Origin of the sequence: Methanobrevibacter sp. (assembly GCF_045646045.1) — an archaeon.
Lineage (GTDB): Archaea > Methanobacteriota > Methanobacteria > Methanobacteriales > Methanobacteriaceae > Methanocatella.
The window spans coordinates 1-25,102 of the sequence record NZ_JAZRJY010000114.1; the positions used below are offsets into that span (position 1 = coordinate 1).

Here is a 25,102-nt window from a genome sequence, read left to right on the forward strand (position 1 = left end):
TTAAATAAGATTTTCATTATTAAAATTAATATAAATACAATATTATTTTAACTAAATTATACTAAAGAAAAAAATTATTGAATCCATAATTAATCTGAATCCAAACTTTCACCAAATCTTTTAATAAATATTTTAGCCCAGATATAACCTACCATTCCTCCGGCAAAACATCCTAAAACTATACCTGCATATATTCCAACCAAACCCCATCCAAATATGAAAGTAAAAAGATATGTAAATAAGACTTCAAAAATTAAAGATCTTAATAATGTAAGTATTAAAGAATAAACTCCTTTACCAACACCCTGGAAAAGCATGGAAGACATCAGACCTTGAGGAATTGCAAGAACAAATAAACTTAAAATAGATATTGCAGTTGCAATTTCAGAAGACATTCCTGCACTGGAAGCAGAATATGAAAATAGTGATGCTATTTGATTTGAAAATATAATCATTATTGCTCCAATTATAACTGAAAGAAGTAGACCCATTTTAATTGAATAGCTATGGGTTATTCTTAAATTTTCTACATTACATGCACCATATGCAACACCAGATACGGTTATTACTGCAGTTCCAATACCAATTAATGGAATCATAGCAAACTGAATTATCCTCATTGCTGCAGTATACACTGCTACAGCTGTTGTTCCTGACACATACACAAACATCCAATTAAGAAAAATAGCTAAGGCTGAAAATATAATATTTTCAAGTGTTGATGGAACGGCAACCAATAATTCCTCAACAATAATATTTTTATCAAATGAAAAGTTTTTAAGTGATAAATCCAAAAATAAATCTTTTTTAATCCAAAACCAATATGACATTACGAGACCGGCTAAAGCACATGAAATTACAGTTGCCCAGGCAGCACCAATAATACCCAAGTTCAAAACATAAATCATTATTGGATCCAGAACTGCATTTATTACAGCAGTAACCGCAATTACAATGGTTGCTCTTCTCATATCCCCTTCAGATCTAAATATTGCTGAAGCTACATTAGCATATACAAATACAAACAGGAATCCAAATATAATATAACCATAATCAAGAGAATATTTTAAAGTAGAACCTGCACCCATAGCAATTAATAATTGTGGCATTATTAAAAGCACCAATACAGTGCAAAAAGCAGATATAATTATACATAAAAGAATTCCATGCAAAGCAGCATTATTTGCCCGTTTATCATCTTTTGCTCCAATATAACGTGAAATTAAGGAATTAGCACCAGCACCGATACCTCCACCCAAACCAACAAAAACAATATATAATGGAGAGATAAATCCAACTGCTGCAAGAGCATCTGCACCTAACCCCGCAACCCAAATACTGTCTGCAATATTATATATCATGGTTAGAATCATTGATGCCATCATAGGAATACTTAATTTAATAATAGCCTTTTTTGGATCTCCTCTAATCAAATCAATATTACTATTTTCTTCAGCCATTTAATATCAAACCTCATCTTGAACCAAATATTATTTAACTACGAATCATTTTAATAAGTAGTTGTAATTTTTTATCTCAATATCTTTAAAATAATATTGTACAAAATCATTTAAAATATTTTTGTAAATTAATGCTACATTAATTATAATTGATTCTAACAAATGAAAAACATGATATAGATTTCGTATCTGAAAAAATAATAATTTAAAATAGAAATTAATAAAATGAAAAACAGCTATGATAAAAAGGATAGAAAATATATTAACTTAATTTTAATAGTGCGTAAAATTAATCTTTTAACATTTCAAATTCATCATACGTATTGGATTTTATAACGTCCAAGAAGAATTTTCTTTTAACGGGACCCAATTCATTTAAAAAATCATCATAGTATATAGAATCTCTAATTTCCAAATAATCATCATGAATCAAATCAAACAATGGTCTTTTACATTTATCTACAATTTCAGACAAAGCAAATTTAGGTCCATTGATTTTATACGCAATTAAATCAAATTTATAATCTTCATAAAATCCATTGTCAATGAAGCGTTTCATTAACTCCTGACCTGCAGGAACCGTATCCAAATAATTGCAATCTATAATATCCGTGATTGAATTAGCATGTTTTCTGTGATAGTAAAGATGTCTTCTGATAATAGATATTTTTCGGGCCTTTAAAAAAATTTCAAAGAAAAACGGCATATCCTCAAAGTATATTCCCTCTACAAATTTAACATCAGATTCCTTTAAAAATGCATTTTTATATATCTTTTGACATGCATTCACCGATAAATCAAATAAAAAATCTTTACATTCAATTGGAGCAAACACCCTATTATCAAAGGATTCATCAAATGAATTTAAATCAAACCAGTCATTTCCAGAAATACTGCCTGTTTCATCATCATAATATTTTATCTGAAACATTGAAATATCCGTATTCCTAGATTTGGCTTCACCATATGCAATTTCCAATGCATCCTCACTAAACCAGTCATCCCCATCAAGAAATACCACATATTCTCCAGAGGCTTCTGCCATAGCCTTATTTCTTGAAGCACCAAGTCCAATATTTTCCTGATTAATCAATATAATACGTTTATCATCATAGGATTTGATAATATCTAAAGTGTTGTCTGTTGATCCGTCATTGACTATGATAAATTCAAAATCATCCAATGTCTGATATAAAATACTGTCAATAGCTTTTCTAACAAATTTTTCTTCATTAAAAACACATAGAATAACAGATACTTTCATATTAACTGCCTGATTAATTTTAAAATTTCAAAAATATTATCACCAATCAATAAATCATGCTTGGTATTATCTAAAATAATTAACTTTGAATTGCGAATATTATCTTTCAATATATTGGTCAAGTTTAAAGAGATGATTTCATCATCACGGCCATATAATATTAATGTTTCATTATCTATTTTTGATAATTGGCCGGTAACATTAAATTCACCACCAACATCAATTGCATTTTTAATTGCTTTAATGTTGGCTGTTTCAGCTTTCATTTTTTTAGCAACTTCTAAAACTTCCCTATTTTCATCATAAACATCCTGAGGCATAACATATTTGACAATAACATCAAAAAAGGTTTCATAAGAAATATTTATAGCATTTTTAAACTCTTTAAATTTGGATTCTAAATTATCATCATTTTCACTGAAAGTAGACATTAAAACCAGTTTTTCCACTAATTCAGGATGTTTTAAAGTGAAGGTCAATGCTATATTTCCACCTAAAGACAGACCTATTAAACTTGCTTTTTTAATATTCAATTTTAAAAATAAAGTGTATAAATCATCTGAAAGCAAATCCATTGAAAAGTCTTCATCTCCCAATTCGGACTCACCATGACCTCTGAGATCATATATTAATACTTTATATTCATCACTTAACATTAGGGATAACCTTCTCCAATAGTCAAGACTATCACTTAAGCCATGGATAAAAACAATTGTTTTTTCTCCGCTTCCTTCAAAGACATAGTTTATATCAACCATAATATAAATTAACAAATTATTTTTATAAAAAGTTTAGCATCATATTTAATATAAAGTAATGGTAATATTATACAATATGAAAACAAAATTAAGATTAGCTAAAACAATTTCAACTTTTACAAATCCACCTATCATATGCATACCATTATTCCTGATAATTTGTTTAACATTATCCATTGATAATTTGTGGGAGTTTCCTGTTTTAGAATTGATATCTATAATTTTTTCAACAATTTTACCTAGTGCAATCATTATATCCTGGGCTAAAAAAACTAATAACGACAATGACATATCAAAAAGACAAGATCGTCCAATTCCTTTAATTGTTGGAGCTATCTCATACTTTATTGGTTTTTTAATCTGCAGATTTTTAGGATTTAATGACTTTTTAACATTCCTATTTTTGTGTTATACAATCAACACGATTATTGTTATGCTGATTACAACACAGTGGAAAATCAGTATTCATACAACAAGTTTAAGCGGACCTGTTTGTGCTTTAATTATACTTCTAGGCCCTATAGGTGCATTATTCGGCCTATTATATCCAGTTATAATATGGTCTAGAGTGATATTGAAAAAACATACCATATCACAGGCTATTTCAGGCGGTGTTTTAGGATTTATTTTAACTGCAGTTGAAATGTTTTTATTTATTTTCATATTCAATTTGAATGTTGGAAATATCTATCCGTTTGCATATGTTTGCGGATTCATTTTAGCCATTATATTTACACCAATTGTTTTAGGCATATTTACATATATCAATTATTATAATCCGCTAGTATTTTATTTGGTCGAGATTATTGGATTTTGCTTTTTTATGGCTGTAACGTCTATTGATGTTATAATAATATATGTTTTGACTACAATAGTTTCTATTTTAATAAGTAATTATGCTGGTGAAAAGTTTTCCTGGTATAAAATAATAAGAAGTAGTTAAGTGTTAATATAACACTTATCTATCAATAATTCTTCCTACATCGATTTTTTTAGTATTGTAATTTACAGCTTTGTGAACATCATTTAATGAACTTTTTAGGTTAGCTGCAATTACTTCACGTAATTCATCATCAAATGGAGCTGTTTTATCTCCATAAAACTCACATATTTTTGAAATTTTTTGGTCTTCAAGGAAAATGAAATATTCTTTCCAGTGTTCAGTTAACTCTCCTAAAAGACTTTCAATATGAATAAACTCTTTATTTAATTGTTTTGCTTTTTCATATGCTTCCTTTTCTAACGCAGAGAATTCAGCCACTTCTTCTTTAGTGTAATCATTTAATATTTTTTTATCAGCCATTTTTTCCACCTAAAAAAATGAATTAGTTAGTAATAATTATTATTTTCTATAATATTTAATATTTTTGTGTAAATTCAATTTAAAAAAAGTTAAAAAAAGGTGATGGAAAAATATTTCATTCTTCCAGAGATTTTTTCCATTCGGCAGATAAAGAATCATCCAAATGCATAGAATCTGTTGCACAGCTAATTGAACTATACATCTTCCTGATTCCTTCTGAAGATTTTTTATAATTAGCAACACGATCGCTTCTAATTCCAAGATGGGCTGCTTCTCCAAAAGAGTCTATGTCAGCACCAAGATATATGAATTCCCAGTTGAGATTACCGATCATGTTTTTAATTTGATCTTTACTATATTCCCTTGATGAATTTTCATATCCGTCTGTTGTTATTACAAATAATACAGGATTATCTATTTCTCTTTCCATTGTTGTTATTGTTCTTCCAATCGCATCAAGAAGTGCAGTTGATCCTCTTACATAGTATTCATTATGGGTCAGTGGTTTAACATCACCAATATCTTTTCTTTTATATAAAACTTCATATCCATGGTCAAAAAGAATTGTGGTTACTTTAGTATCGAATTCATTTGCTTTTTGTTCTTCAAGATATGCATTGAAACCTCCTATTGTATCACTTACTGAGCCGTGCATTGAACCGCTTCTGTCAAGCAAAAATATTACATCAACTTTTTCATTATTCATGATATTGCCTCCGTATACATCTTGTGTTTAACATATTTGTAAACTCTCATATATATAAGTTGTGTTTAAATTATTAGTAAACTTTTTTGTGATTCCAAACACAATCAAATAAAAATCTTAAAAATAGAACAAAAACAAATATTAAGAAAAAATCATTTATTATAATATTCCTGTGTTAATCTGCAATTACATAAACACTTGCTGCAGCCTAAACCCGCTTTAAATTGATCGATTACATATTGACTGCAGACATCAATATCAATTATATCACTGCGGTTAAGTCTTGAATTCCACTTTGTAGGATTAATTGCATCAACAGGACATGCCTTTTGACATTCCTCACAGTCATCACAGTAAGAATCTGTTATGGGCTCAGCTATTTTTAAAGGCATATTCGTCAAAATACCTGAAAGTGCAACCGCAGAACCATACTCTTCACAGACAAAAAGAGCAGATCTTCCAACCCATCCCAAACCTGATGAAGTTGCAAGAGTTTTATATGGCAGTTTTGAAAGTAACTTTTCCATATCACATTCATTTCTCTGCATCGTCAATGCAAATGCATCATATCCATTATCCTTAATTAATTTTTCAGCATTTAATGCAATTTCTGTTAATTTATCAATCTGTTTGTGAAATATTTTCCAATATTCTTTAAATTCATCATTAAGCAAATATTCAATAGCTTCTTTCGGCAATTTCAGAACAAGTGAAATTCCATAATTCAAATTGGAAAAATCATCAACACTAACTCTAGTATATCCAACTTTTGAAATGCCCTCGTTAATTAAATAATGTTTTAAAAAATCTTCATCAAACATTAATTGATTTTATATCTATCGTTATATTTATATATGATGCAAGTCTATTTATTTATAACAATAGTTATTTTTTCAACGAAACTTTTCTTAAATATTTAGGTAAACCTAAAAAATAACGAAACATTTATATACTACTTTTTACTACATTATTAAATAGTGATGTGAAAGTTTCTAACACATTGCTTAAAACATTATTAGTCAATAATAATACAATCTCCAAAATTAAATTATTTGAATTAGTTTCTCACAATTTTCTAATTCAAAAAAAACACGGAAAAATTTCTGCCAAAATTTTCCAAAAAAAAAGTCGTGGTGTTTATTACTCTTCTCAACCTATAAACACCATACTCTCTTTTTATAAAAAATCTATTTTTAATTATGTTTTTGAGAAATAGTGTGGAATTTAAAAATCTGATTTTCCAATAATTTTCATCCAAGAACTATTTTTGATGTGCTACCAATAGAAAAAGTGAAGTCTATTCACCGGATTTTAATGATTCAACCATGTCTAAATTCTTGATTCTTCTTGAAAACATTAGGTTTACAAGTATTGACAAGGAAAATGTAATTACCCCAGATAGTAATAGATTTGTAATAGTTAATGAAGGAATTACATAAAATGAAGTCTCTGAAGAAGTCCACATTAAATCTAGGACATAAAGACCTAAAGGTATACCCAATACAAATCCTATAGCTGTAAATATTAAGTTTTGTGTTAATAACAATCTTCTTAAGTCACGGGTTTTAAAACCCAGCACTTTAAGTGTTGCAATTTCTCTTTCAATTTCTGTAAATGACAACAATCCTAAATTATACAAAACAATGACAGCTAAAATACAAGCGAAAAATGATAATACGTAAATGATTAGCCATACGGTTTCTGTCAATTTGTCCCAATCATTTTCAATATCATTAAGGGTAGTGGTTGTTTTAATGCCGTCATATGTTTCGCTCACATGCTCCGAGGTTATGATACTGGTTGGAGTATAATTCAAACCCAATCCTTCCAATTTATTTTGAGACATGATAAAACCTTGTGATACTGGGTCGGCATGGATTCCATCAATTCTTGTATCAATCCATTTGTTTGATTCCATAATGTGCCATTTAACGGTATCGCCAATGCTTACATTTAACATATCTGCCATTTTTTGCGAAATTGAAACTTCATCATTTCCGATTTCTATTTGATTCTTATTCTTATCCGTTGGCGTTATTAAATGCGTGTCATTTAAAACCAGAAGACTACCCAATTTTTTCGCATTTTTCGACTCGATTTCAATGCTTTTATCCATTATTTTCTCTCCATTAACATGACTGACAGCTGCATCAATTTGTGATGATGATGCGTTGTCATCAAAAATTAATTTTGACTCATAATGATTAATATGACCATATTCCCATCCTTTTACATCATTCATTCCATCATATAATCCAAATGCACCAATTAAAAGTGCAGTACAACCCATAACCCCAATAATAGTCATTAAGCTTCTCACTTTATTTCTTTTAGCGTCCCTATAATTCCAGCGGAAATTGAATGATAATTTTTTCCAAATCTTTAATCTCTCAACAAATCCTGAAGTTGATACCTTAGGCGCTCTAGGTTTAATGGATTGTGAAGGTTTTTCATTTGAAATTATTGAAATGGCATAATATGAAACTGCAATTGAAAATATAGACATTAAAACTATTAAAATTATAAATGACATATCCCAACCAGGACCCCATGAAGGAAGTGTAAATGATTCCATCATTGACGGATAAAATAATAGAGGTATCATCTTTGGTCCTAAAAACAAACCTAAAATAGAACCAAATAAAACTAGCCAGAACCCATAGGACACATAATGCAGAATTATTGTAGAGTTTTTAAATCCACTAGCTTTCAATATACCTATTTGCATTCTTTGATGTGCAATTATTCGAGTCATTGTCGTCAAAAGGATTAAAAGTGTAACAATGATAAATACGACTGGAAAAATACCGGCCATCATCTTGTGATTGGCATTATTTTCTGAAAACCGATGAACACTTGGATGATCTGATTGTTGAACAAATGTACTATAATATCCATTTAAACGAAAATCTAACAGCTTGGAGAAAGTACTTGGAGAACCATCAAATTTAACGTTTAAAACATTGTATGAAATATTATTGTCCGGAAATGCTTTATAAGACATGTAAGCAAAGCCTATTTTATTGTGATCAGGAATTACAGAATAATCTGATCCATGATAAACGTATTCAGGTGAATATCCCAATCCTTTAATTTCCTTATCAATTTTTTTCCCTTCACTTTCAAAGCTGATGCGGTCTCCGATTTTCAATCCTTTGGCATCGGCAAAGTCTTTATCAAGCCATACACCGTCACTGTCATTAATGTCTAATGGTTTTCCTTCCAGCAAATAGAATTTGGATATTGTATTGTTTTCAACAAAGTGCAGCGTAATTTCGGGGTTATTTTCAAAGTCAGCTACCGAGTCAACAACCAATTGCCTTTCCATTTGTGTAGTTGGACCTAAAACATCAACCTGATATAAAAACAAATCATTCAGAACAGGAGAATAAATCCAACCATCAGCCAAGTTGGTTTCTTCATAATAATCGTTTACATGGGCTTCATTACCCATGTATTCACTACTTACACCTGTAAAAACAAAAACACCTAAAAATGCCATTAAAAAAATAGATATGAATTGGGCTTTGTGTTTACGTATGTCTCTTATCATTTTTTTTGCTAGCATTTAATCACCATTAAACATTGGCATTTTTGAATTCCATTTAAACTACAATATTAGCAGTTGTATTCTGATAACATAAACTAAATTTAAAATCAAACATCTCTTTTTGAGCCAAAAGCTCCTGTTGGTTCATTACATAAAATCATAAGATATATGATTAATAATTAGATTTTCATTGATGATATTAATGAATCATAAATTCTTAAAAATTCAAAAACATTAACTTATCTAAAGCAAAATGTTTTTAGAATCATATAAATCATTTTTATAAATTATGAAGTTACCATTGCTTTTAAAATATGATTACACTCTTTTTTTAAATTTTGAAATTATGCAATCATATTCAATAAAATTTCATATACTATATCTATCAATTATCATATATTAAATTTTAACTATTGTAATATTTCATCTATTTTTCCCAAAAAATTCTCACTTCAAAAAATTATTTTAAGATACTGTTTAATAAAAAATCTTAAAATTTTAACAAATTTTATATTCTTTTAATTATAATATTATTAGATAATATGAATCACAATCGAGGTTTTCTTTTGAATAACTATACAATTAAATTTAAATTCGATTTTATTGATGAGGAATTAATAATAAGGATGTGCTTAAGGATTTAATAAAAACTGCCAAAAAATTTGGAATTAAAAAACTCATGGACATAGTTAAGAAATATGGAATAAGAAATATAAAAGGCCTTTATAAAATGCTTCAGACTACAGTAAAATTATTTAAAGGAGACTATCCATATTTAGTTAAAGGAAATAAACCACCAATTTCAGTGAAATCCAAATTTGATAAAGATATTATCGTTGATTTCTTTTCTGAAAGCTTTAATTTATATAATTATCTCTCTAAGTTTATGATTGTTGAATCTGAAAAATCATATTACTTATTTTATATGGCTCACCACATCATTTTTGATGCTACTTCTGCAGGCCTATTCAAACATGATTTAATGACTCTCCTTGATGGAGGCAGTATAGAATACGATGATACATTTTTAAAGACATCCGCTTTCACACATCACATAAAAAATACTGAAAAATTCGATGAAGCAAGAGAATTTTATCACTCCATGCTTTCAGACCTTGATGATGTAGGCATGTTGATAGAAGATAATCCATCATCTGAAGGATATAATCATGTCTCTTATGAGTTAGAATTTGATAAAGTGGCATTTAAATCATTTTTAAATAAAGCTGGAATTAGTGAAAATATATTCTTCACCAGCGTATTTTCTTATGCATTATCCCAATTCGTAAATGGCAATAAAGTCATATTTACAATAGTTGAAAATGGAAGAGACAGATACAACAAAAACTTCATAGGCATGACATCCAATGTAATGCCAATAGTTATAGACTGCAAAGATCAAAGCATCAATTCATATATTGAAGATGTTGGAGATACTGTTTATGGAGTAATAAGGCACAGTTATTATCCAATTTTATTACTTTATCAGAAATATGATTTTGTAGTAAATATATTATTCCAATATGTTCCTAATTGGATTGCAGATGATTTTACTGAAGGTATTGTTGAAATTGAGAATGTTACCTCTGAAGAAATCTTTAATTATGTCATTAATAAATACAGTGATTTTCTCACAGAGTTCTTTGTTCAGGTCTACCAAAACGGTGACGACTATAATTTATTCATCACCCATTCAAACAAGTTTTCTGATAAAATGGTTGAAGATTTCGCAAATATGTGCATGACAATTCTATTAAATATTATAAATGCAGACACATCTTCCAATTTAAGCGATACTCTAAAATAGCTAAAACAAAAAAAATATCTGTTATATTTTTCTAAAAAAAAGTCATATAGGTGTTTATATTAGATAAACACCCATTATTATTGTTTATTATTCTAAAAAAATTATTTATAATTTTGAGCTCTTTGTTCGAAATGTGCTTTAGGATATCCGCAAACAGGACATTTTTCAGGTGCATTAGGACCTTTCATAATAAATCCACAATTTTCACATTTCCATTCAACAGCTTCTTCTTTTGCGAAAACAGTTTCGTTTTCAACAGTATCAAGTAAAGCTCTGTATCTTTCTTCGTGTTCTTTTTCGATTTCACCAACTTTTTCGAATAAGAATGCGATTTTAGCAAAGCCTTCTTCACGTGCAGTTTCTGCAAATTCTTTATACATTGAAGTCCATTCTTCGTTTTCACCGTCAGCTGCAGCGTTTAAGTTTGCAATAGTGTCAGGGATTTCTTCGTCGTGTAAAATTTTGTACCAAATTTTAGCGTGTTCTCTTTCGTTTTTAGAAGTTTCCATGAATATATCGTGAATTTGGACATATCCTTCTTCTTTTGCTTTTAAAGCAAAGTATTGGTATTTTGTATGTGCTTGGGACTCACCTGCAAAAGCAGCTTGCAAGTTTTCTTCAGTTTTTGAACCTTTTAAATCAGTCATAATTTACATCTCCTATTAATATATATTATAATAAATATTATAAAAAAATAGTGATTTGATTTCAATAATTTTCAAATTATTCAAAATCCTCCAAAACAATAGTCATCAATTCATCATCAGTAATATCATCATCATTTGATAATCTATTTGCCTGGGCAGTCAATACATTCTCAAAGATATTTCTAATTTGCCTGGCATTCGCGAAATTATCCCCACGGGTATTATAGATATCTTCACATAATCCTTTAAGATAATCATCAGCCTTTTGATCCAGTTTCAGACTTGAATTTTCACACATGCTGAGAAATATTCCATATAATTCCTCAGGATTATAATCTTCAAAGAAAATATATTTATTGAATCTGGATTCCAAACCAGGATTTGAATGAATGAAATTCTCCATTAGCTTAGGATAACCTGCAACAATAACAATCAAATCATCACGATGGTCTTCCATAGCTTTAAGAATTGTATCAATAGCTTCCTGACCATAGGAATCCTCCTGATTTTTTGGAGATAATGTATAGGCCTCATCAATAAATAGAATTCCGCCCATAGCACTTTGAATCACTTCCTGGGTTTTGATTGCAGTCTGTCCAAGATAACCTCCAACCAGGCCACTTCTGTCGGTTTCAACTAAATGACCTTTTGACAAAATTCCTAGCTTTGCATAGATTTTTGAAAGCAATCTTGCAACAGTCGTTTTACCGGTACCGGGATTTCCGGAAAATACCAAATGAAGAGACATTGGAGGCTGTTTCATTCCGCGTTCCTGTCTAATCTTTCTAATCTGAATTAAATTAACAAGAGAGTTTACTTCTTTTTTAACAACTTCAAGGCCAACCAGTTTGTTTAGCTCTTCAAGCACATCATCCAAACTTTCTTCATCTTCTTCACTTTCTTCAGACAAATCTTCTTCAGGAAGAGTTTTTTTATTAATCTTAATATCATCACTGCTGGACAACAGCATGTCAGCTACTTCATCAGGCCTTTTTTCAGATAATTCTTTATAGAATTCCAAATCTTCATCACTTATTCCCTGAATATTCCATTTTGATGTGTCAATATTATTTAAATCAATTTTTTCACCAGCAGGATTTAAAAAATCATCACTTTGAGGGTTTTGCTTAAAATCAACAAAATTACTTACAAGACCGGCAATATACTTTTCAAAAATTCTATGATGTTGAACACTTGAATCAAAGGATTTTAGATATATTTCGCCTAAATTTTTATAAATTTCATATAACTTGGATGTGTAACCCTTCAAATTCTTTTCTTCAAGAAAATCTTTGTGGAATATGTCATTTTCATACAATAATTTAAATGAAAAAGGAAGAACATCAATAAAGTTTTCATCTATATCTTCTATTAACTGCTGATATAACTCTCCGTTTGAACAGTTAAAATTTAAAACATTTTTAATAAAAGATACATCACTATAAGAAAATGATTGGGCTTCAATACCGATGAACGCTATGAAATTAGCCAAATCAATCTGAACCTGATTTTTTACAATACCATCTTTAGATTTAAAATCAGCCAGAATTGGAGTAATATTTTCATTATAAACTCCACGATTATCAATTAAATCACAATATTCATATAATTCATTGATTTCACTGAAAATTGAAGTATTATTTTCTGTTTTAGATAATTCAAAAGAATCATTATTACAGTAAGGACAGTTTTTAGCTACAATATTAACTTTATGATGACAATTATTACAGATTTTCCAAGTAACTGACAAATTAACACAACCTGAATATTAATATTATTTTACTAAATAATTGTTAAAATAATTATTCATTTATATTATAATTAACATAATGGATAAATAGAAAATTATGAACAAAGTTATAAAAAAATGGACAGAATCAAGTTTAATATTAAAGATATTAATCGGATTGATTTTAGGTATTGTTTTAGGTCTGACATTCCCTGATGTGAAAATGATAGGCATTCCGGGAGAGCTGTTTGTTAGTTCACTTAGGGCAATAGCTCCGATTCTTGTTTTTGTATTGGTTTCATCAGCCATTTCAAGAGCAAAAAAAGGAACCGGAAGAAGATTTAAAATAGTAATTATTTTATACTTATGCGGTACATTTTTAGCAGCACTAATTGCAGTATTTGCAAGTTATTTATTCCCTGTTGGAATACAATTAACTACAGCAAGTACAGCGGCAGTTCCACAAGGATTTGAAGACATCATAAAAAACATGTTAACAACAATCTTTTCAAATCCTATAGCAGCTTTAGCTGAAGGAGATTACTTGGGAATACTATTCTGGGCAATTGTTTTTGGTATGGCACTTAATATGATAGCTACAGAAGAAACAAAAGACATTCTGTCTGATTGTGCTGATGCAATTACATTAATTGTACGTGGATTTATTCAATTTGCTCCAATAGGAATTATGGGTCTTGTTTTTTCAGCAGTATCTGAAAATGGACTTAACATTTTTACACAATATGGAGAATTAATTTTAATTTTAGTAGGTTGTATGTTTTTTGTTGCCTTTATTGAAAATCCAATAATTGTTGGACTACTATTAAAACGTAACCCTCTTCCTTTACTTTTTACATGTCTTAGAGAAAGTGGAATTACTGCATTTTTCTCAAGAAGTTCAGCAGCAAACATTCCAATCAACTTGGAATTATGTGAAAGATTAGGTCTTGATAAAGATTTTTACTCTTTAAGTATTCCATTAGGTGCAACAATCAATATGCAAGGAGCAGCCGTTACAATAACAGTAATGAGCCTTGCAGTCTGTCATACTTTAGGAATACATGCATCTTTACCTGTTACCATATTATTATGCCTTATTTCAACACTAGCTGCCTGCGGTTCATCAGGGGTGGCTGGCGGATCAATATTGCTTATTCCAATGGCCTGTTCATTGTTTGGAATTCCAAGCGATATTTCAATGCAGGCTATTAGTGTAGGATTTATTATTGGCGTAATCCAAGATTCATGTGAAACCGCTCTTGATTCAAGTGGTGATGCACTGTTTACTGCAACTGCTGAATATTACATAAGATCAAAAGACGGAAAAGACATGAACTTTTTGGGCGAGTTAAAAAAATAGATTTTTAATAATTTTTCTACCACATTAACTACTTTTATATTATTTAAAATCCAAATTAAATTTATGGATAGACAAAGCAAAATCATTAAAACAAGTATTATAGGAATTGTTGTAAACTTAATACTGGTTGCATTTAAAGCTACAATAGGAATACTTGTAAATTCAATAGCTATTACTTTGGATGCTGTAAACAATTTAACTGATGCATTATCTTCCATAATAACAATTATTGGTGCTAAATTAGCTGGTAAAGCTCCTGATAAAAATCATCCTCATGGTTATGGTAGGATCGAATACTTCTCATCAATAATAATTGCAGTCATCGTATTGTGGGCCGGTGTAACAGCACTGCTTGAATCATGGCCGAAAATTTTTAATCCTGATGTTACCTCATATACTACTGTATCCTTAGTTATCATTGCAGTAGCGGTTGTTGTTAAAATATTATTGGGCCGCTATGTGAAAGGTGTTGGTGAAAAAATTAATTCACAGTCACTTGTTGCATCCGGAAGTGATGCGCTGTTTGATGCAATATTATCACTTTCCACACTGGTTGCAGCTATCATATCCATTTTTTTCAACATAAGTTTAGAGGGAATTTTAGGTGTTATCATATCAATCGTAATTATTAAAGCAAGTATTGACATGATAAGAGAAACTGCAGACACCCTTCTTGGATCCAGAATTGATTCAGAGTTATCCTTACAAATAAAAGAATCAATTGAGGAAATTGACGGTGTTTATGGAGCATATGATTTGAATCTTCATAGCTATGGTCCTGAAAATATGCAAGGGTCTGTACACGTTGAAGTTGACGATGATTTAACTGCCAGTGACATTCATACATTAACCCGTACAATAACTTATAAAATATATGAAGAATTTTCAATTCCGCTAACTGTGGGAATTTATGCAAGAAATGATAAATACGACTATATCAGGCAGGATTTAGAAGAGATTATATCCCACTATGAGGAAATACTACAGGTCCATGGTTTTTATGTCTATGAAGATTTGAAATTAGTGAGTTTTGATATTATTGTTGATTTTGATGCAAATAGAGATAAAATAAAAGAAGAAATTCATTCAAAACTTAAAGAAAAATATCCTGAATTTAATTTTATTATAATAGACGATTATGATGTAAGTGATTAACTTATATTATAATTTTCACATTTTTTTACAATAGAAATATACGTTTAAAATCTTATCGAATATAATATTTAATAACACTTTTTAAGACTTTTTTTACACAACAGCCAATTTTAATCAGGAATAAAGGTACATTTCAAGTGTAAATTTTCAATAGAAAAAAATTTTTATGAATAAAAAATCAAATAAAATTATATGAATATATTAATTATCGGTTCCGGTTCTGTAGGCATTGGACTTGGCAGTTCTCTCCTGTCACAGGGCGAAAATATTTCTTTTTTAGCCAGTAAACAGACTGCAAGTAAAATGAAAGAAGGTGGAATTAAAAGAATAGGTTTATTTACAAACTACTCATTTGAACCACATGAATTTAATGTATATGAAAGCTATAGTGAAATTCCTAAAAAAACCTTTGACTATGTACTTGTAACATCAAAAACTACAGCAAATAACGACATCAGTTCAAAACTTAACAAATACAGAGACATCCTAAAGGACAATTTTACAATATTGATATGCCAGAATGGCTTTGGAAATGATGAACCGTATTTAAAATACTTTAAATCTAATGAAGTATACTGCATCCGAATCATTACAGGTTTTAGAAGACCTGAAAGAAATATCAGTGAAGTTACCGTTTACACCGAACCCCTACTTCTAGGTTCCCTACATGGAGATAACATTGACCATCTGCAGATAATAGCTGATGAGATTACTTCCTCCGGAATCAAATGCGAATTAACCTATGATCTGGATAAGTATTTATGGGCAAAGATGCTTTACAATTGTACATTAAATCCATTAGGTGCCATTTTGGATGTTACTTATGGAAAGCTAACAGAAAATGAATATTCAAAAGAGATAATGGATAATATAATAGATGAAACATTTAATGTAATAAAAGCTTCTCCATATTCAACACTATGGGACAGTGCAGAAGAATACAAAGAGATTTTTTACAAAAAACTGGTTCCCGATACTTATAATCATTATTCATCAACACACCAAGACATTAAAAGAAAGATAAAAACGGAAATAGATTCATTAAATGGAAAGGTAATAGAGCTTGGAGAGAAATATGATGTTGATGTAAGTACAAACAGGATTATTTATAATATGATTAAAGCCATTGAAAGTGATTTCAGCGAGTAAGCTTCTCCAAAAGCTCAATTATCCTATTATTCTGTTTAATAAGTTCTTTGTTTTGTAATATTAATATATCCATTTTATTATCATGAGAAGATGGCTCCTCATATTTTGTTTTTTCATCTGTTTCATTTTTAGGTTTTGAAGTTTTAACGCGTGTGGAAAATCTTTCGATTGGAGTGCCCTGAGCATCTTTAACTTTTTCCTTCACAAGACGAGTCCCGCAATCCACACAATATACACTTCCATCATCATAAATTTCATGACATTTCGGACAAATCATCTTCGGCCTCCTCGAGTAAGTAAATACCATTGAATCAACTTATCATTTCTTGAATTATCATGCTGATTATTTTTGTAATCAGAATAATCCTTGGTTAAAGTATCCTGGTATTTTCTGTTCTGGTGTTCATTATATGCTTCTTTTAATATACCATAAAATGCATCAGAAGTCATTCCGCTTTCGGGAGCAGACTCAACTATATGGGAAATATTTCCATCCACCTTATTTCCCTGAAAACAAATGCAGAAAATCGATTGATTAACAGGGAAATACAAATAAGAAACATTTTTATTAATGTATTTATTGTACATGGTTAATAACATTGCCGGACGATCACCAATTGTCAGATATTCGTTAGAATCACTAATACTATAATATCCTCCGTAATTACTAACAATATAATCATCCACACATAAAATAGCAAATGTCCTTAAATCCTGATAAACATATTTATTTTTCTCATTTGTTCCATGAGCATACTGCTGAGGAATTTCAAAATCAACATCTTTCACAGTTACATTAGAAAAATCTCCTGCCCATACACTTCCGATAAGAAGAAATATAAATAGGAGTAAAATAATCTTTTTCATCAAGTAATATTATATTAATAACTTGTATATATAATAAGTGGAATTCCTAAAGATTTATATACTTTAAAATAGTAATATATTATCGTTCATATTTTACATACTTTTTTTTATAATATGAACAATGGTGATGGTTAATGATAAGCATTCGTTTGTATTCCTTTAGTGGTGTTTAGGAAGAGAATGCTTATTTGTTTAAAAAATACTTATTTTTATGATTTAATCCAAGGTGAAAAAATGGAAAGTTTAAAAGAATTAACTGAAAAATACATTGAACTTGAAGATAACGGTGCATCTGAAGAAGAATTACATGACCTTGCTCATGAAATAGACCATGCAGTATTCAATGCAGATTTATATATGATTTTAAACAAGGTTGAAAATGAAACTGAAATTGTAGCTTTACTTATTGGTGAAGAAGAAGAGGATGAAAGCTTTTTCATACCAGTTTACACCAGTGAAGAGGAAGCAAACAAAGCTATTGAATTCTTCAAAGGCCAACAAGGCAGCGGTGAGTTTGAACTTGACAATGGAAAAGGTTCAGAAATTATTGCAGCTTACACAGAAGATGATGATTTCTTAGGTCTTGCAATCAATGCGCCAGAAAACGGATTTGTAGTTTTTGCTGAAACCATACATGACTGCTGTGACGAATAGATATGAAACTGAAAGATTACAAATACTATCAAAAAACCTCTGAAGGCGGTTGTAAAAACCAAATAAATCCACATCTCAGAACTTTAGAATGAATCCGGAGGGTGAAATATGAATTTCATATGCCCAACATTAGGTGAAGATCACGAAAAAGACTTCCTCGTAATGGGAAACTTAGACGATTTTAAAATAATTGTATTTTCGGATATGGAAAATTATAACAAAGGTTTTGAATATTTGGAATTAGCTGATTATAAACCCTGTGAAGTGTCCATTGACTTGTTCAAGGAACTTTCAAAAAATGATGATGAGTTTTCAGGTCTTATTTTAGATATTCATTCTAAAAACAAAATAATTACTAAAGAAGAAATTAGAGAGTTATGACTCCTCTTCATCTTCTTCCGAATTTTCTTGATTATAATACTTATATCTATATGACATTTTAAATCCAGATATAACCTCTCTTTTAGGCCTGCGCTTAGTACGGATTCTTTCTTTATTAGTATATTCCTCCTGGAAAGGCTTTTTAAAATTTTTATTTTCACGATAATATTCCAACCTATTCCTTTGATGAGGTCCTTTATACATTTTTTTTCTAAGCAAACGTCTACGATTAGTTACTAATTTAATCACAAAAATCACTTATTTCTAGAAGCAGATTTGTCTAATGTAGCTTGAATTTCATCAATTCTTTCAACTACGACTTTAATAGCTTGTTCTCCCTGACGAGTTGGATTAATTCCTTGCTCTACAAGTAATGCATCTCTGATATCTCTTAATCTGTCAATTGAATCGATTTTCATAATTGTTGAGTAAAACATAATTTTCCTCCAATAACTATATAAAATTTAGTTAATTAAATCATATATACTTTTTTAATTACAAAATTATTTATACCATAATAAAATAGATTTAAAAATATGTATAAATCACAGCAAGTTATTTATTTATCAGGCGGTTGCTTTTGGGGTGTTGAAGCATATATTTCAAGACTTAAAGGAGTTAATCAGACCGAAGTAGGCTATGCCAATGGTAAAACACATGATCCAACATATGAAAGTGTCTGTACTGGAAAAACAGGACACAGCGAATGTGTTAAAGTTACATATAATCCGGAAATCATTTCTCTTGAGGAAATTTTAGAAGAATACTTTAAAATAATTGACCCATTTAGCCTAAATAAGCAGGGAAATGATGTTGGAACACAATACAAAACTGGAATCTACTGGCAGGAGCCGTCACAGAGAAGTACTGTAATTAAATTTTTAAACAGGAAACAAAAAGAGGTTAATAAAAAGATTGTTGTTGAAGCACATGAGATTCACGGTTTTTATTCCGCTGAAGAGTATCATCAGAAATATCTTGAGAAAAACCCGCAGGGCTACTGTCATGTTGATTTAAATCAAATTGATGATGAAGAATTCGACCATTTAACTACCCAAGAGTATCAAATAACACAACTTGCATTAACGGAACCGCCTTTCACCGGTAAATATGATGATTTTTTCGAAGAGGGTATATATGTAGATGTTGTAAACGGTGAAGTTCTCTTTACTTCAAAGGACAAATTTGATTCAGGATGCGGATGGCCTGCATTTTCAAAACCTGTAAATGATGATGCAATAATCAAGCACAGAGATTTCTCCTATGGAATGGTAAGAACAGAAGTAAGAAGCAAAAAATCTAATTCTCATTTAGGCCATGAGTTTAATGATGGACCGGACGGGTCCAAAAGATACTGCATTAATTCAGCAGCTTTAAGATTCATTCCTAAAAAGGATTTGAAAAAAGAAGGATATGAGGAATATGTTAGTCTTTTCGATTAATATTTTAAGAAAGATTAAAAATTAAATAATATAAAATTAAAAATTATTAACAATGAAAATTGAAGACATAAAACATCCGGAACTTAAGCAATTAATTAATATGAGCTATCTCCATGGGGAAAACGAAAACCATGAAATGATTGAAAAAACAGACCTTGAAATTAAAGATTATTTAAGCAAGAATACATTTATAGTGTCTACTGAAAATAATGAAACATTAACCATTCCCTATGCCAATGACGGACAATATGTAATACCTATTTTCACTGATTTAGTTGAATACGAACGTGGAATGGAATACTACAGATTAAATGAAATGGATGAAAATAAGGATTATACAATTAAAAAAATAGAAAAAATAGATGATCCTAATTTTTTAGGATATCTAATCAATATAGCTAGTGTTAGCTACATTACTCTTCTTTAAGAAATTCTTCTTTTATTTTAGAAACAATTTCGGTGAATGTTTTTGATACCTCACCATCAGGATCTATTGTTGATACAACACCATCCTGATTTGGTGAATCGCTAACTTTTTCCGTTAACGGTAAATCTCCAAGATATTCGATTTCCATTTCTTCAGAGAATGCTTCACCATCACCTTCACCGAAAATATTTAATTTTTCGCCACAATGTGGGCAAATATAATATGCCATGTTTTCAATAAGGCCAATATTTTGCACATTCAACATATTAACCATTTTTACACATTTTAAAACATCTTCCTGTGATACTACATTTGGTGTTGTTACCATGATTACGGCATCGAGATTTGGAATTGTCTGTAAAACTGTTAACGGTTCATCTCCGGTTCCAGGAGGGTTATCAATGATTAATACATCAAGGGGTCCCCATGCTACATCTGCAATTAACTGTTTAATTGAACCTGATTTTTGAGGTCCTCTCCAAATAATTGGAGTGTCAATACTGTCTATCATAAATGCCATTGACATTACTTTTAATCCGCTTTCAGCTTCAACAGGAATCATAAAATGGTCTTCATTAACATATAAGTCCTGACCTTCCAAACCTAACATTTTTGGAATGTTAGGTCCGTGAATATCTGCATCTAAAATACCTGTTGAGAATCCTAACTTTTGGAAAGTTTCTGCAAGGTTAGCTGCAACAGTAGATTTTCCTACTCCACCTTTTCCACTCATAACAGCTATTTTATATTTAATTTGACCTAAGTTCCTTGATAATTTTATTTCTTGTTCTATCATTTGTTTTTGTTGTTCCGGAGTCATTTGACCTCCGTGACCATGACCATGACCGTGATGTGGATTTTCTGCCATAAATATCCCCTCCATTTAATTAAATTTTTTACTGACTTCTTCAACAGCAAGTATTAATGGATCTGTAACCATTGATACCGGCGGCGCATAAGCAAATTCCATATTTGATAAATCAAAGCAGGTTAAACCTTCAGTAATAGCTAAAGTCATTGTATCAATTCTTTCAGCAACTCTTTCTTCAGCAATGATTTGACAACCGATAATAGTTCCATTTCCATCACAAATAACTTTAATGTCCATAGGTTTTGCATTAGGGTAATAACGGGCTCGGGTAAGTGCCTCAACTTTTTGAACAACAGGTCTGATTCTATTTTGCTGAGCAAAACTAGTTGTATAACCTACTGCACCAAATTCAAGTTTTCCTACTTTAGAGACCATTGAATTTAAAACTGGATTGAATTTAGATTTTTTATTACAGATTGTACGAGCTAAAGTTTTTGATTCACGAACGGCTGTTGTACCTAATTGGCTGATAGTATTTGATCCTAAAATTAAATCTTTTGATTCTACACAATCTCCTACAGCATATATGTCTTCTACTGAAGTTTCCATTCTATCATTTACAAGGATAGCCCACCTTCCAATGTCACAGCCTGCCATTTTAGCTAACTCAAGTTCTGCTCTAACACCAGTAGCCAAAATAACCATGTCTGCATCAATAAGTTCTTCATCACCGAAACATGCTTTTTCCACTTTTCCATCACCAATCAGTTTAGTAATTGGTTTGCCTAAAACAACATTAATACCTTCCATTTCAAGGTATTTAACTAAAATATCAGACATATCCTTATCAAGTGACCTTGGTACAATTTGAGGCAACATTTCACTTAATGTAACATTTAATCCCTGTTTCATTAATGCAAAAGCAATTTCAATACCAATTAAACCGGCACCAGTTACGATAGCACTTTTAGCAGTTTCCATTGCTTTTTGAACTCTTTTACCATCTTCAATATTTCTGATTTGATAAACACCATCCAAATCTACCCCTTCCATTGGAGGAACAAATGGTTTACCACCAGTAGCCAATACCAATTTATCATAAGTAATGGTTTTGGATTTAGATTTAGATTCATAAGTTACAGTTTTTTTATCACTGTCAACAGCGGTAACTTCAACTTCAGTTACAATATCAATATTCTTTTGTTTATAATCTTCAGGAGTTCTCATTACAATATCATCAAAAGACTCGATTGTTCCAGACAAAACATAAGGAATAGCACATGGTGAGTATGCAACCTTATCATCTCTTGTCAGAACAACAATTTCACAATCTTTGTCAATTTTACGGATATTAGAAGCTGTTGATATTCCTCCAGCTCCCCCACCGACAATCACTATTTTCATTTTAACAAAACCTATAATTAAATTATTTAACAATATTTAATATATTGATAAATATATAAATAATTAAGGTATAATTATGAAAAAAATTGATTTTGACTTAAAAAATAACCCATTTATAAACTTTCAATCTGCAAGATACTCAATGTCTGCACGAATCAATGTCGAAAAACTATGGAAATACTCTAAAGAAAATGATTACTCTTTTTTCATTTTATCTCTTGGTTGTTTGATTAATGGTGTAAATTCAGTCCCCAATTTGAAAAAAAGAATTTTAGATGGAGAAGCTGTTGAATATGATTATCTGGATGGAGTTACTCCAATAATGGATGGAGATTCAGAAATATATAAAGAAATGAGAGTAAAACCTCCAAAAAATATATTAAAATGGTATGATCATGTCCAAGAATTAAAATCTGATATATTAACTGGTAAAAATGAAGGATTTAATTTGGAAATGACCCAAAGAGACTTTACAAACATCGCCAACTTTTCATGCATTCCATGGATTGATTTTGACACAATAACCTCAGGTGAAGTTAACGGACATGCAATTCAGCCATTAATTACATGGGGAAAAGTAAATAAAAACTATGAAATGAGTGTTGCCATAACTGTAAGCCATATATTTGTACATGGCCGTGATTTAGCTCATTTTTATGAAAATACTCAAAAAGAAGTTGATTTGGATATTTTTAATGATTTTTAAAAAAGAAAAAAAGAGTTGAGAGTTAATCTCAACTAGTAATTGTTATTTTATTTACGGCTAGTGCACCGTTACCTCCATAGGTAGAGGTCATTAAATATTCACCAGGCTGTAATGTAATTGGAATGCGAACAATACCATTTGAATCAGTTATAGCTTCATTTAATACTCCAAAAAGGTTGAAGTTTAATTTCTGATTAGGGAATGCATTACCCTGACCATCCAATAATTTCGCTACAAATTTGGTTCCGTCACCATATTTCATTGTAACATCGTCAGCTATTAAAACTGGAAGAACAGTAACAGTATTTGACACCATACAACCTTTACATTCACTGGTAATGATATATTCACCAGGTTCTAAAGTAATATTTAATCTAGCAATACCATCACTATCAGTATAACGTGTGTAGAATACTCCGTGGATGTTATATGTAACTGCAATTCCCGCTCCAGCAACTTTACAATCATCATCTATGATTTTAACTGAGAAAATAGTTCCATTTCTGAAGTATTTAGTTATATCATAGTTTTCAATGATTCTTGGGATAACTGAAATATTGTTAGAAAGCATATCGCCGGTAACCAAATTGATGGAAGTGATAACATAATCTCCCTGTATCAAATTAATATTCAATTTAGCTAAACCTTTATCACCTGAAACATAACGTGTGTATTCAATACCATGAATATTGAATTTAACCGCAGTTCCGTTTTTAAGGTAATTTCCTTCACTATCTAAAAATGTAGCATAGAATTGCCTGTCACTTAAAACAACTTTTTCAAGATCTGTTGCATTAATAGTTGGTAAAACAGTAACTAGTGCATCAAATGAGTAATTATTTACAACAATAGTGGTATCATATTCTCCGGAATTTAAATTAATGGCTAAAACAGCGATTCCATTTTCATCAGTAGTTCTATTGTATGTTATACCATTAATAGTAATTTGAACAGATTGATTTGCAATAGGATTGCCTTTACCGTCTGTAACACTTACTGCAAATTTCTCAGGACCATGATAATACTTGGTTAAATTATCATAATCAACGTGCATTTTATCTTCAATACTGACTGGAACTAATTCTTCAAATCCGATATAGTTGTCGTCACCATCATATATTGCAGTAGCATTATAATCTCCTGCAGGAATGTTTGATAAGTCGAATTCTGCAATTCCATCGTTAATTGGAGATACTAATGTTTCTTCACCGATAACTAATGTAATATTACCTGTAGCATTTTCAGGGACTTCAACACTTACCTTTTTATCATCCACAGTAATATTAGGTTCATATGAAATTTTTGAAATTACGAATGAAGCATTACCACTTGATGAGTTGTAATATTCATTTCCTTCAAAAGTTGCTGAAATATTATATTCACCAGCTTTTAAACCGTTATTGTGGATAAACATGATAGTTTTACCGCCTCTGCTGGTGTGATTTGAAGATGCAATATCATAAACAGTAGTATTATCACCAACAGTAACAGTTACATTACCATATGCATCACCAGGCAATAC

The 25,102-nt window shown here is 30.3% G+C and carries 25 protein-coding genes and 1 pseudogene; 10 read left to right on the top strand and 16 right to left on the bottom strand.

The annotated features are described in order from the left end of the window. Positions 1-89: 89 nt before the first annotated feature. The 3 genes from ACKI5C_RS07550 to ACKI5C_RS07560 form a co-directional block, all read right to left on the bottom strand. Positions 90-1,460, bottom strand: a complete 1,371-nt coding sequence (locus ACKI5C_RS07550) for an MATE family efflux transporter (RefSeq protein ID WP_407432551.1) — start codon at positions 1,458-1,460, stop codon at positions 90-92. 289 nt (positions 1,461-1,749) lie between these two features. After that, a complete protein-coding gene (locus ACKI5C_RS07555) occupies positions 1,750-2,724 on the bottom strand; it encodes a glycosyltransferase family 2 protein (protein WP_407432552.1) in 975 nt (324 codons plus the stop codon). Then, entirely contained in the window at positions 2,721-3,482 is a 762-nt protein-coding gene (locus ACKI5C_RS07560) for an alpha/beta fold hydrolase (protein ID WP_407432553.1), read from the bottom strand. Before ACKI5C_RS07560 ends, ACKI5C_RS07555 begins: the two co-directional genes overlap by 4 nt. 76 nt (positions 3,483-3,558) lie before the next feature. Here ACKI5C_RS07560 and ACKI5C_RS07565 point away from each other — a divergent pair, with 76 nt between their 5' ends. Then, a complete protein-coding gene (locus ACKI5C_RS07565) occupies positions 3,559-4,425 on the top strand; it encodes a hypothetical protein (RefSeq protein ID WP_407432554.1) in 867 nt (288 codons plus the stop codon). Positions 4,426-4,440: 15 nt separating this feature from the next. Here ACKI5C_RS07565 and ACKI5C_RS07570 read toward each other — a convergent pair whose 3' ends face one another. From ACKI5C_RS07570 to ACKI5C_RS07585, 4 genes are all read right to left on the bottom strand, one after another. Then, the gene (locus tag ACKI5C_RS07570; protein ID WP_407432555.1) at positions 4,441-4,785 is read right to left on the bottom strand and encodes a hypothetical protein; all 345 of its coding nucleotides are present in this window, start codon (positions 4,783-4,785) and stop codon (positions 4,441-4,443) included. A gap of 115 nt (positions 4,786-4,900) precedes the next feature. Continuing rightward, positions 4,901-5,491, bottom strand: coding sequence for a vWA domain-containing protein (locus tag ACKI5C_RS07575; RefSeq protein ID WP_407432556.1), 591 nt, complete (start codon positions 5,489-5,491; stop codon positions 4,901-4,903). Positions 5,492-5,643: 152 nt separating this feature from the next. Next, positions 5,644-6,312 (bottom strand): hypothetical protein, encoded by a 669-nt coding sequence (locus tag ACKI5C_RS07580; RefSeq protein WP_407432557.1) that lies wholly within the window; start codon positions 6,310-6,312, stop codon positions 5,644-5,646. A gap of 476 nt (positions 6,313-6,788) precedes the next feature. Then, positions 6,789-9,059, bottom strand: a complete 2,271-nt coding sequence (locus ACKI5C_RS07585; protein ID WP_407432558.1) for an FtsX-like permease family protein — start codon at positions 9,057-9,059, stop codon at positions 6,789-6,791. Between the two features lie 661 nt (positions 9,060-9,720). Here ACKI5C_RS07585 and ACKI5C_RS07590 point away from each other — a divergent pair. Beyond that, positions 9,721-10,848 (top strand): condensation domain-containing protein, encoded by a 1,128-nt coding sequence (locus ACKI5C_RS07590; protein ID WP_407432559.1) that lies wholly within the window; start codon positions 9,721-9,723, stop codon positions 10,846-10,848. A gap of 101 nt (positions 10,849-10,949) precedes the next feature. On the opposite strand, the gene rbr is transcribed toward ACKI5C_RS07590, so the two are convergent. Continuing rightward, complete coding sequence (gene rbr / locus ACKI5C_RS07595) at positions 10,950-11,495, bottom strand: rubrerythrin (protein WP_407432560.1); 546 nt, start codon at positions 11,493-11,495, stop codon at positions 10,950-10,952. A 76-nt stretch (positions 11,496-11,571) separates the two neighbouring features. Further along, the gene (locus tag ACKI5C_RS07600) at positions 11,572-13,245 is read right to left on the bottom strand and encodes an AAA family ATPase (RefSeq protein WP_407432561.1); all 1,674 of its coding nucleotides are present in this window, start codon (positions 13,243-13,245) and stop codon (positions 11,572-11,574) included. 97 nt (positions 13,246-13,342) lie between these two features. Here ACKI5C_RS07600 and sstT point away from each other — a divergent pair, with 97 nt between their 5' ends. The 3 genes from sstT to ACKI5C_RS07615 all read left to right on the top strand — a co-directional run bounded on the left by sstT (position 13,343) and on the right by ACKI5C_RS07615 (position 16,888). Next, entirely contained in the window at positions 13,343-14,584 is a 1,242-nt protein-coding gene (gene sstT / locus ACKI5C_RS07605; RefSeq protein WP_407432562.1) for a serine/threonine transporter SstT, read from the top strand. 63 nt (positions 14,585-14,647) lie between these two features. Further along, complete coding sequence (locus tag ACKI5C_RS07610; protein WP_407432563.1) at positions 14,648-15,739, top strand: cation diffusion facilitator family transporter; 1,092 nt, start codon at positions 14,648-14,650, stop codon at positions 15,737-15,739. Between the two features lie 192 nt (positions 15,740-15,931). Further along, complete coding sequence (locus ACKI5C_RS07615) at positions 15,932-16,888, top strand: ketopantoate reductase family protein (RefSeq protein ID WP_407432564.1); 957 nt, start codon at positions 15,932-15,934, stop codon at positions 16,886-16,888. On the opposite strand, the gene ACKI5C_RS07620 is transcribed toward ACKI5C_RS07615, so the two are convergent. Both ACKI5C_RS07620 and ACKI5C_RS07625 read right to left on the bottom strand, forming a co-directional pair. Further along, positions 16,878-17,165, bottom strand: coding sequence for a hypothetical protein (locus ACKI5C_RS07620; protein WP_407432565.1), 288 nt, complete (start codon positions 17,163-17,165; stop codon positions 16,878-16,880). The two genes, ACKI5C_RS07615 and ACKI5C_RS07620, sit on opposite strands and share 11 nt — an antisense overlap. Next, positions 17,162-17,755, bottom strand: coding sequence for a hypothetical protein (locus tag ACKI5C_RS07625; RefSeq protein WP_407432566.1), 594 nt, complete (start codon positions 17,753-17,755; stop codon positions 17,162-17,164). Before ACKI5C_RS07625 ends, ACKI5C_RS07620 begins: the two co-directional genes overlap by 4 nt. Positions 17,756-17,989: 234 nt before the next feature. Here ACKI5C_RS07625 and ACKI5C_RS07630 point away from each other — a divergent pair, with 234 nt between their 5' ends. Continuing rightward, the gene (locus ACKI5C_RS07630) at positions 17,990-18,409 is read left to right on the top strand and encodes a hypothetical protein (protein ID WP_407432567.1); all 420 of its coding nucleotides are present in this window, start codon (positions 17,990-17,992) and stop codon (positions 18,407-18,409) included. A gap of 108 nt (positions 18,410-18,517) precedes the next feature. Continuing rightward, positions 18,518-18,790, top strand: a complete 273-nt coding sequence (locus ACKI5C_RS07635) for a hypothetical protein (protein WP_296889784.1) — start codon at positions 18,518-18,520, stop codon at positions 18,788-18,790. Here the strand turns inward: ACKI5C_RS07635 and ACKI5C_RS07640 are convergent. Both ACKI5C_RS07640 and ACKI5C_RS07645 read right to left on the bottom strand, forming a co-directional pair. Beyond that, positions 18,785-19,039, bottom strand: a complete 255-nt coding sequence (locus ACKI5C_RS07640) for a hypothetical protein (RefSeq protein ID WP_407432568.1) — start codon at positions 19,037-19,039, stop codon at positions 18,785-18,787. The two genes, ACKI5C_RS07635 and ACKI5C_RS07640, sit on opposite strands and share 6 nt — an antisense overlap. 5 nt (positions 19,040-19,044) lie before the next feature. Continuing rightward, the gene (locus tag ACKI5C_RS07645) at positions 19,045-19,227 is read right to left on the bottom strand and encodes a hypothetical protein (RefSeq protein WP_058739352.1); all 183 of its coding nucleotides are present in this window, start codon (positions 19,225-19,227) and stop codon (positions 19,045-19,047) included. Between the two features lie 99 nt (positions 19,228-19,326). Here ACKI5C_RS07645 and msrA point away from each other — a divergent pair, with 99 nt between their 5' ends. Next, on the top strand, positions 19,327-20,232 hold the full coding sequence (gene msrA / locus ACKI5C_RS07650; RefSeq protein ID WP_407432569.1) for a peptide-methionine (S)-S-oxide reductase MsrA: 906 nt from the start codon (positions 19,327-19,329) through the stop codon (positions 20,230-20,232). 52 nt (positions 20,233-20,284) lie between these two features. Then, on the top strand, positions 20,285-20,659 hold the full coding sequence (locus ACKI5C_RS07655) for a hypothetical protein (protein ID WP_407432570.1): 375 nt from the start codon (positions 20,285-20,287) through the stop codon (positions 20,657-20,659). On the opposite strand, the gene ACKI5C_RS07660 is transcribed toward ACKI5C_RS07655, so the two are convergent. Both ACKI5C_RS07660 and ACKI5C_RS07665 read right to left on the bottom strand, forming a co-directional pair. Beyond that, positions 20,646-21,527 (bottom strand): Mrp/NBP35 family ATP-binding protein, encoded by an 882-nt coding sequence (locus ACKI5C_RS07660; RefSeq protein ID WP_407432571.1) that lies wholly within the window; start codon positions 21,525-21,527, stop codon positions 20,646-20,648. The genes ACKI5C_RS07655 and ACKI5C_RS07660 overlap by 14 nt on opposite strands. Positions 21,528-21,542: 15 nt before the next feature. After that, a complete protein-coding gene (locus tag ACKI5C_RS07665) occupies positions 21,543-22,874 on the bottom strand; it encodes an FAD-dependent oxidoreductase (RefSeq protein ID WP_407432572.1) in 1,332 nt (443 codons plus the stop codon). Positions 22,875-22,950: 76 nt separating this feature from the next. Between ACKI5C_RS07665 and ACKI5C_RS07670 the strand changes: the two genes are divergently transcribed. Further along, positions 22,951-23,580 carry a CatA-like O-acetyltransferase gene (locus ACKI5C_RS07670; protein WP_407432573.1) on the top strand — a complete coding sequence of 210 codons (630 nt, stop codon included), beginning with the start codon at positions 22,951-22,953 and terminating at the stop codon, positions 23,578-23,580. 28 nt (positions 23,581-23,608) lie between these two features. On the opposite strand, the pseudogene ACKI5C_RS07675 reads toward ACKI5C_RS07670, so the two are convergent. After that, positions 23,609-25,102, bottom strand: a pseudogene (locus ACKI5C_RS07675) (hypothetical protein); the annotation flags it as partial.

What these genes read in the sequence shown, in the direction of transcription:
- ACKI5C_RS07550 (WP_407432551.1), bottom strand. Translation starts at nt 1,460, where the DNA reads ATGGCTGAAGAAAATAGTAATATTGATTTGATTAGAGGAGATCCAAAA.
- ACKI5C_RS07555 (WP_407432552.1), bottom strand. Translation starts at nt 2,724, where the DNA reads ATGAAAGTATCTGTTATTCTATGTGTTTTTAATGAAGAAAAATTTGTT.
- ACKI5C_RS07560 (WP_407432553.1), bottom strand. Translation starts at nt 3,482, where the DNA reads ATGGTTGATATAAACTATGTCTTTGAAGGAAGCGGAGAAAAAACAATT.
- ACKI5C_RS07565 (WP_407432554.1), top strand. Translation starts at nt 3,559, where the DNA reads ATGAAAACAAAATTAAGATTAGCTAAAACAATTTCAACTTTTACAAAT.
- ACKI5C_RS07570 (WP_407432555.1), bottom strand. Translation starts at nt 4,785, where the DNA reads ATGGCTGATAAAAAAATATTAAATGATTACACTAAAGAAGAAGTGGCT.
- ACKI5C_RS07575 (WP_407432556.1), bottom strand. Translation starts at nt 5,491, where the DNA reads ATGAATAATGAAAAAGTTGATGTAATATTTTTGCTTGACAGAAGCGGT.
- ACKI5C_RS07580 (WP_407432557.1), bottom strand. Translation starts at nt 6,312, where the DNA reads ATGTTTGATGAAGATTTTTTAAAACATTATTTAATTAACGAGGGCATT.
- ACKI5C_RS07585 (WP_407432558.1), bottom strand. Translation starts at nt 9,059, where the DNA reads ATGCTAGCAAAAAAAATGATAAGAGACATACGTAAACACAAAGCCCAA.
- ACKI5C_RS07590 (WP_407432559.1), top strand. Translation starts at nt 9,721, where the DNA reads ATGGACATAGTTAAGAAATATGGAATAAGAAATATAAAAGGCCTTTAT.
- rbr (WP_407432560.1), bottom strand. Translation starts at nt 11,495, where the DNA reads ATGACTGATTTAAAAGGTTCAAAAACTGAAGAAAACTTGCAAGCTGCT.
- sstT (WP_407432562.1), top strand. Translation starts at nt 13,343, where the DNA reads ATGAACAAAGTTATAAAAAAATGGACAGAATCAAGTTTAATATTAAAG.
- ACKI5C_RS07610 (WP_407432563.1), top strand. Translation starts at nt 14,648, where the DNA reads ATGGATAGACAAAGCAAAATCATTAAAACAAGTATTATAGGAATTGTT.
- ACKI5C_RS07615 (WP_407432564.1), top strand. Translation starts at nt 15,932, where the DNA reads ATGAATATATTAATTATCGGTTCCGGTTCTGTAGGCATTGGACTTGGC.
- ACKI5C_RS07620 (WP_407432565.1), bottom strand. Translation starts at nt 17,165, where the DNA reads ATGATTTGTCCGAAATGTCATGAAATTTATGATGATGGAAGTGTATAT.
- ACKI5C_RS07625 (WP_407432566.1), bottom strand. Translation starts at nt 17,755, where the DNA reads ATGAAAAAGATTATTTTACTCCTATTTATATTTCTTCTTATCGGAAGT.
- ACKI5C_RS07630 (WP_407432567.1), top strand. Translation starts at nt 17,990, where the DNA reads ATGGAAAGTTTAAAAGAATTAACTGAAAAATACATTGAACTTGAAGAT.
- ACKI5C_RS07635 (WP_296889784.1), top strand. Translation starts at nt 18,518, where the DNA reads ATGAATTTCATATGCCCAACATTAGGTGAAGATCACGAAAAAGACTTC.
- ACKI5C_RS07645 (WP_058739352.1), bottom strand. Translation starts at nt 19,227, where the DNA reads ATGTTTTACTCAACAATTATGAAAATCGATTCAATTGACAGATTAAGA.
- msrA (WP_407432569.1), top strand. Translation starts at nt 19,327, where the DNA reads ATGTATAAATCACAGCAAGTTATTTATTTATCAGGCGGTTGCTTTTGG.
- ACKI5C_RS07655 (WP_407432570.1), top strand. Translation starts at nt 20,285, where the DNA reads ATGAAAATTGAAGACATAAAACATCCGGAACTTAAGCAATTAATTAAT.
- ACKI5C_RS07660 (WP_407432571.1), bottom strand. Translation starts at nt 21,527, where the DNA reads ATGGCAGAAAATCCACATCACGGTCATGGTCATGGTCACGGAGGTCAA.
- ACKI5C_RS07665 (WP_407432572.1), bottom strand. Translation starts at nt 22,874, where the DNA reads ATGAAAATAGTGATTGTCGGTGGGGGAGCTGGAGGAATATCAACAGCT.
- ACKI5C_RS07670 (WP_407432573.1), top strand. Translation starts at nt 22,951, where the DNA reads ATGAAAAAAATTGATTTTGACTTAAAAAATAACCCATTTATAAACTTT.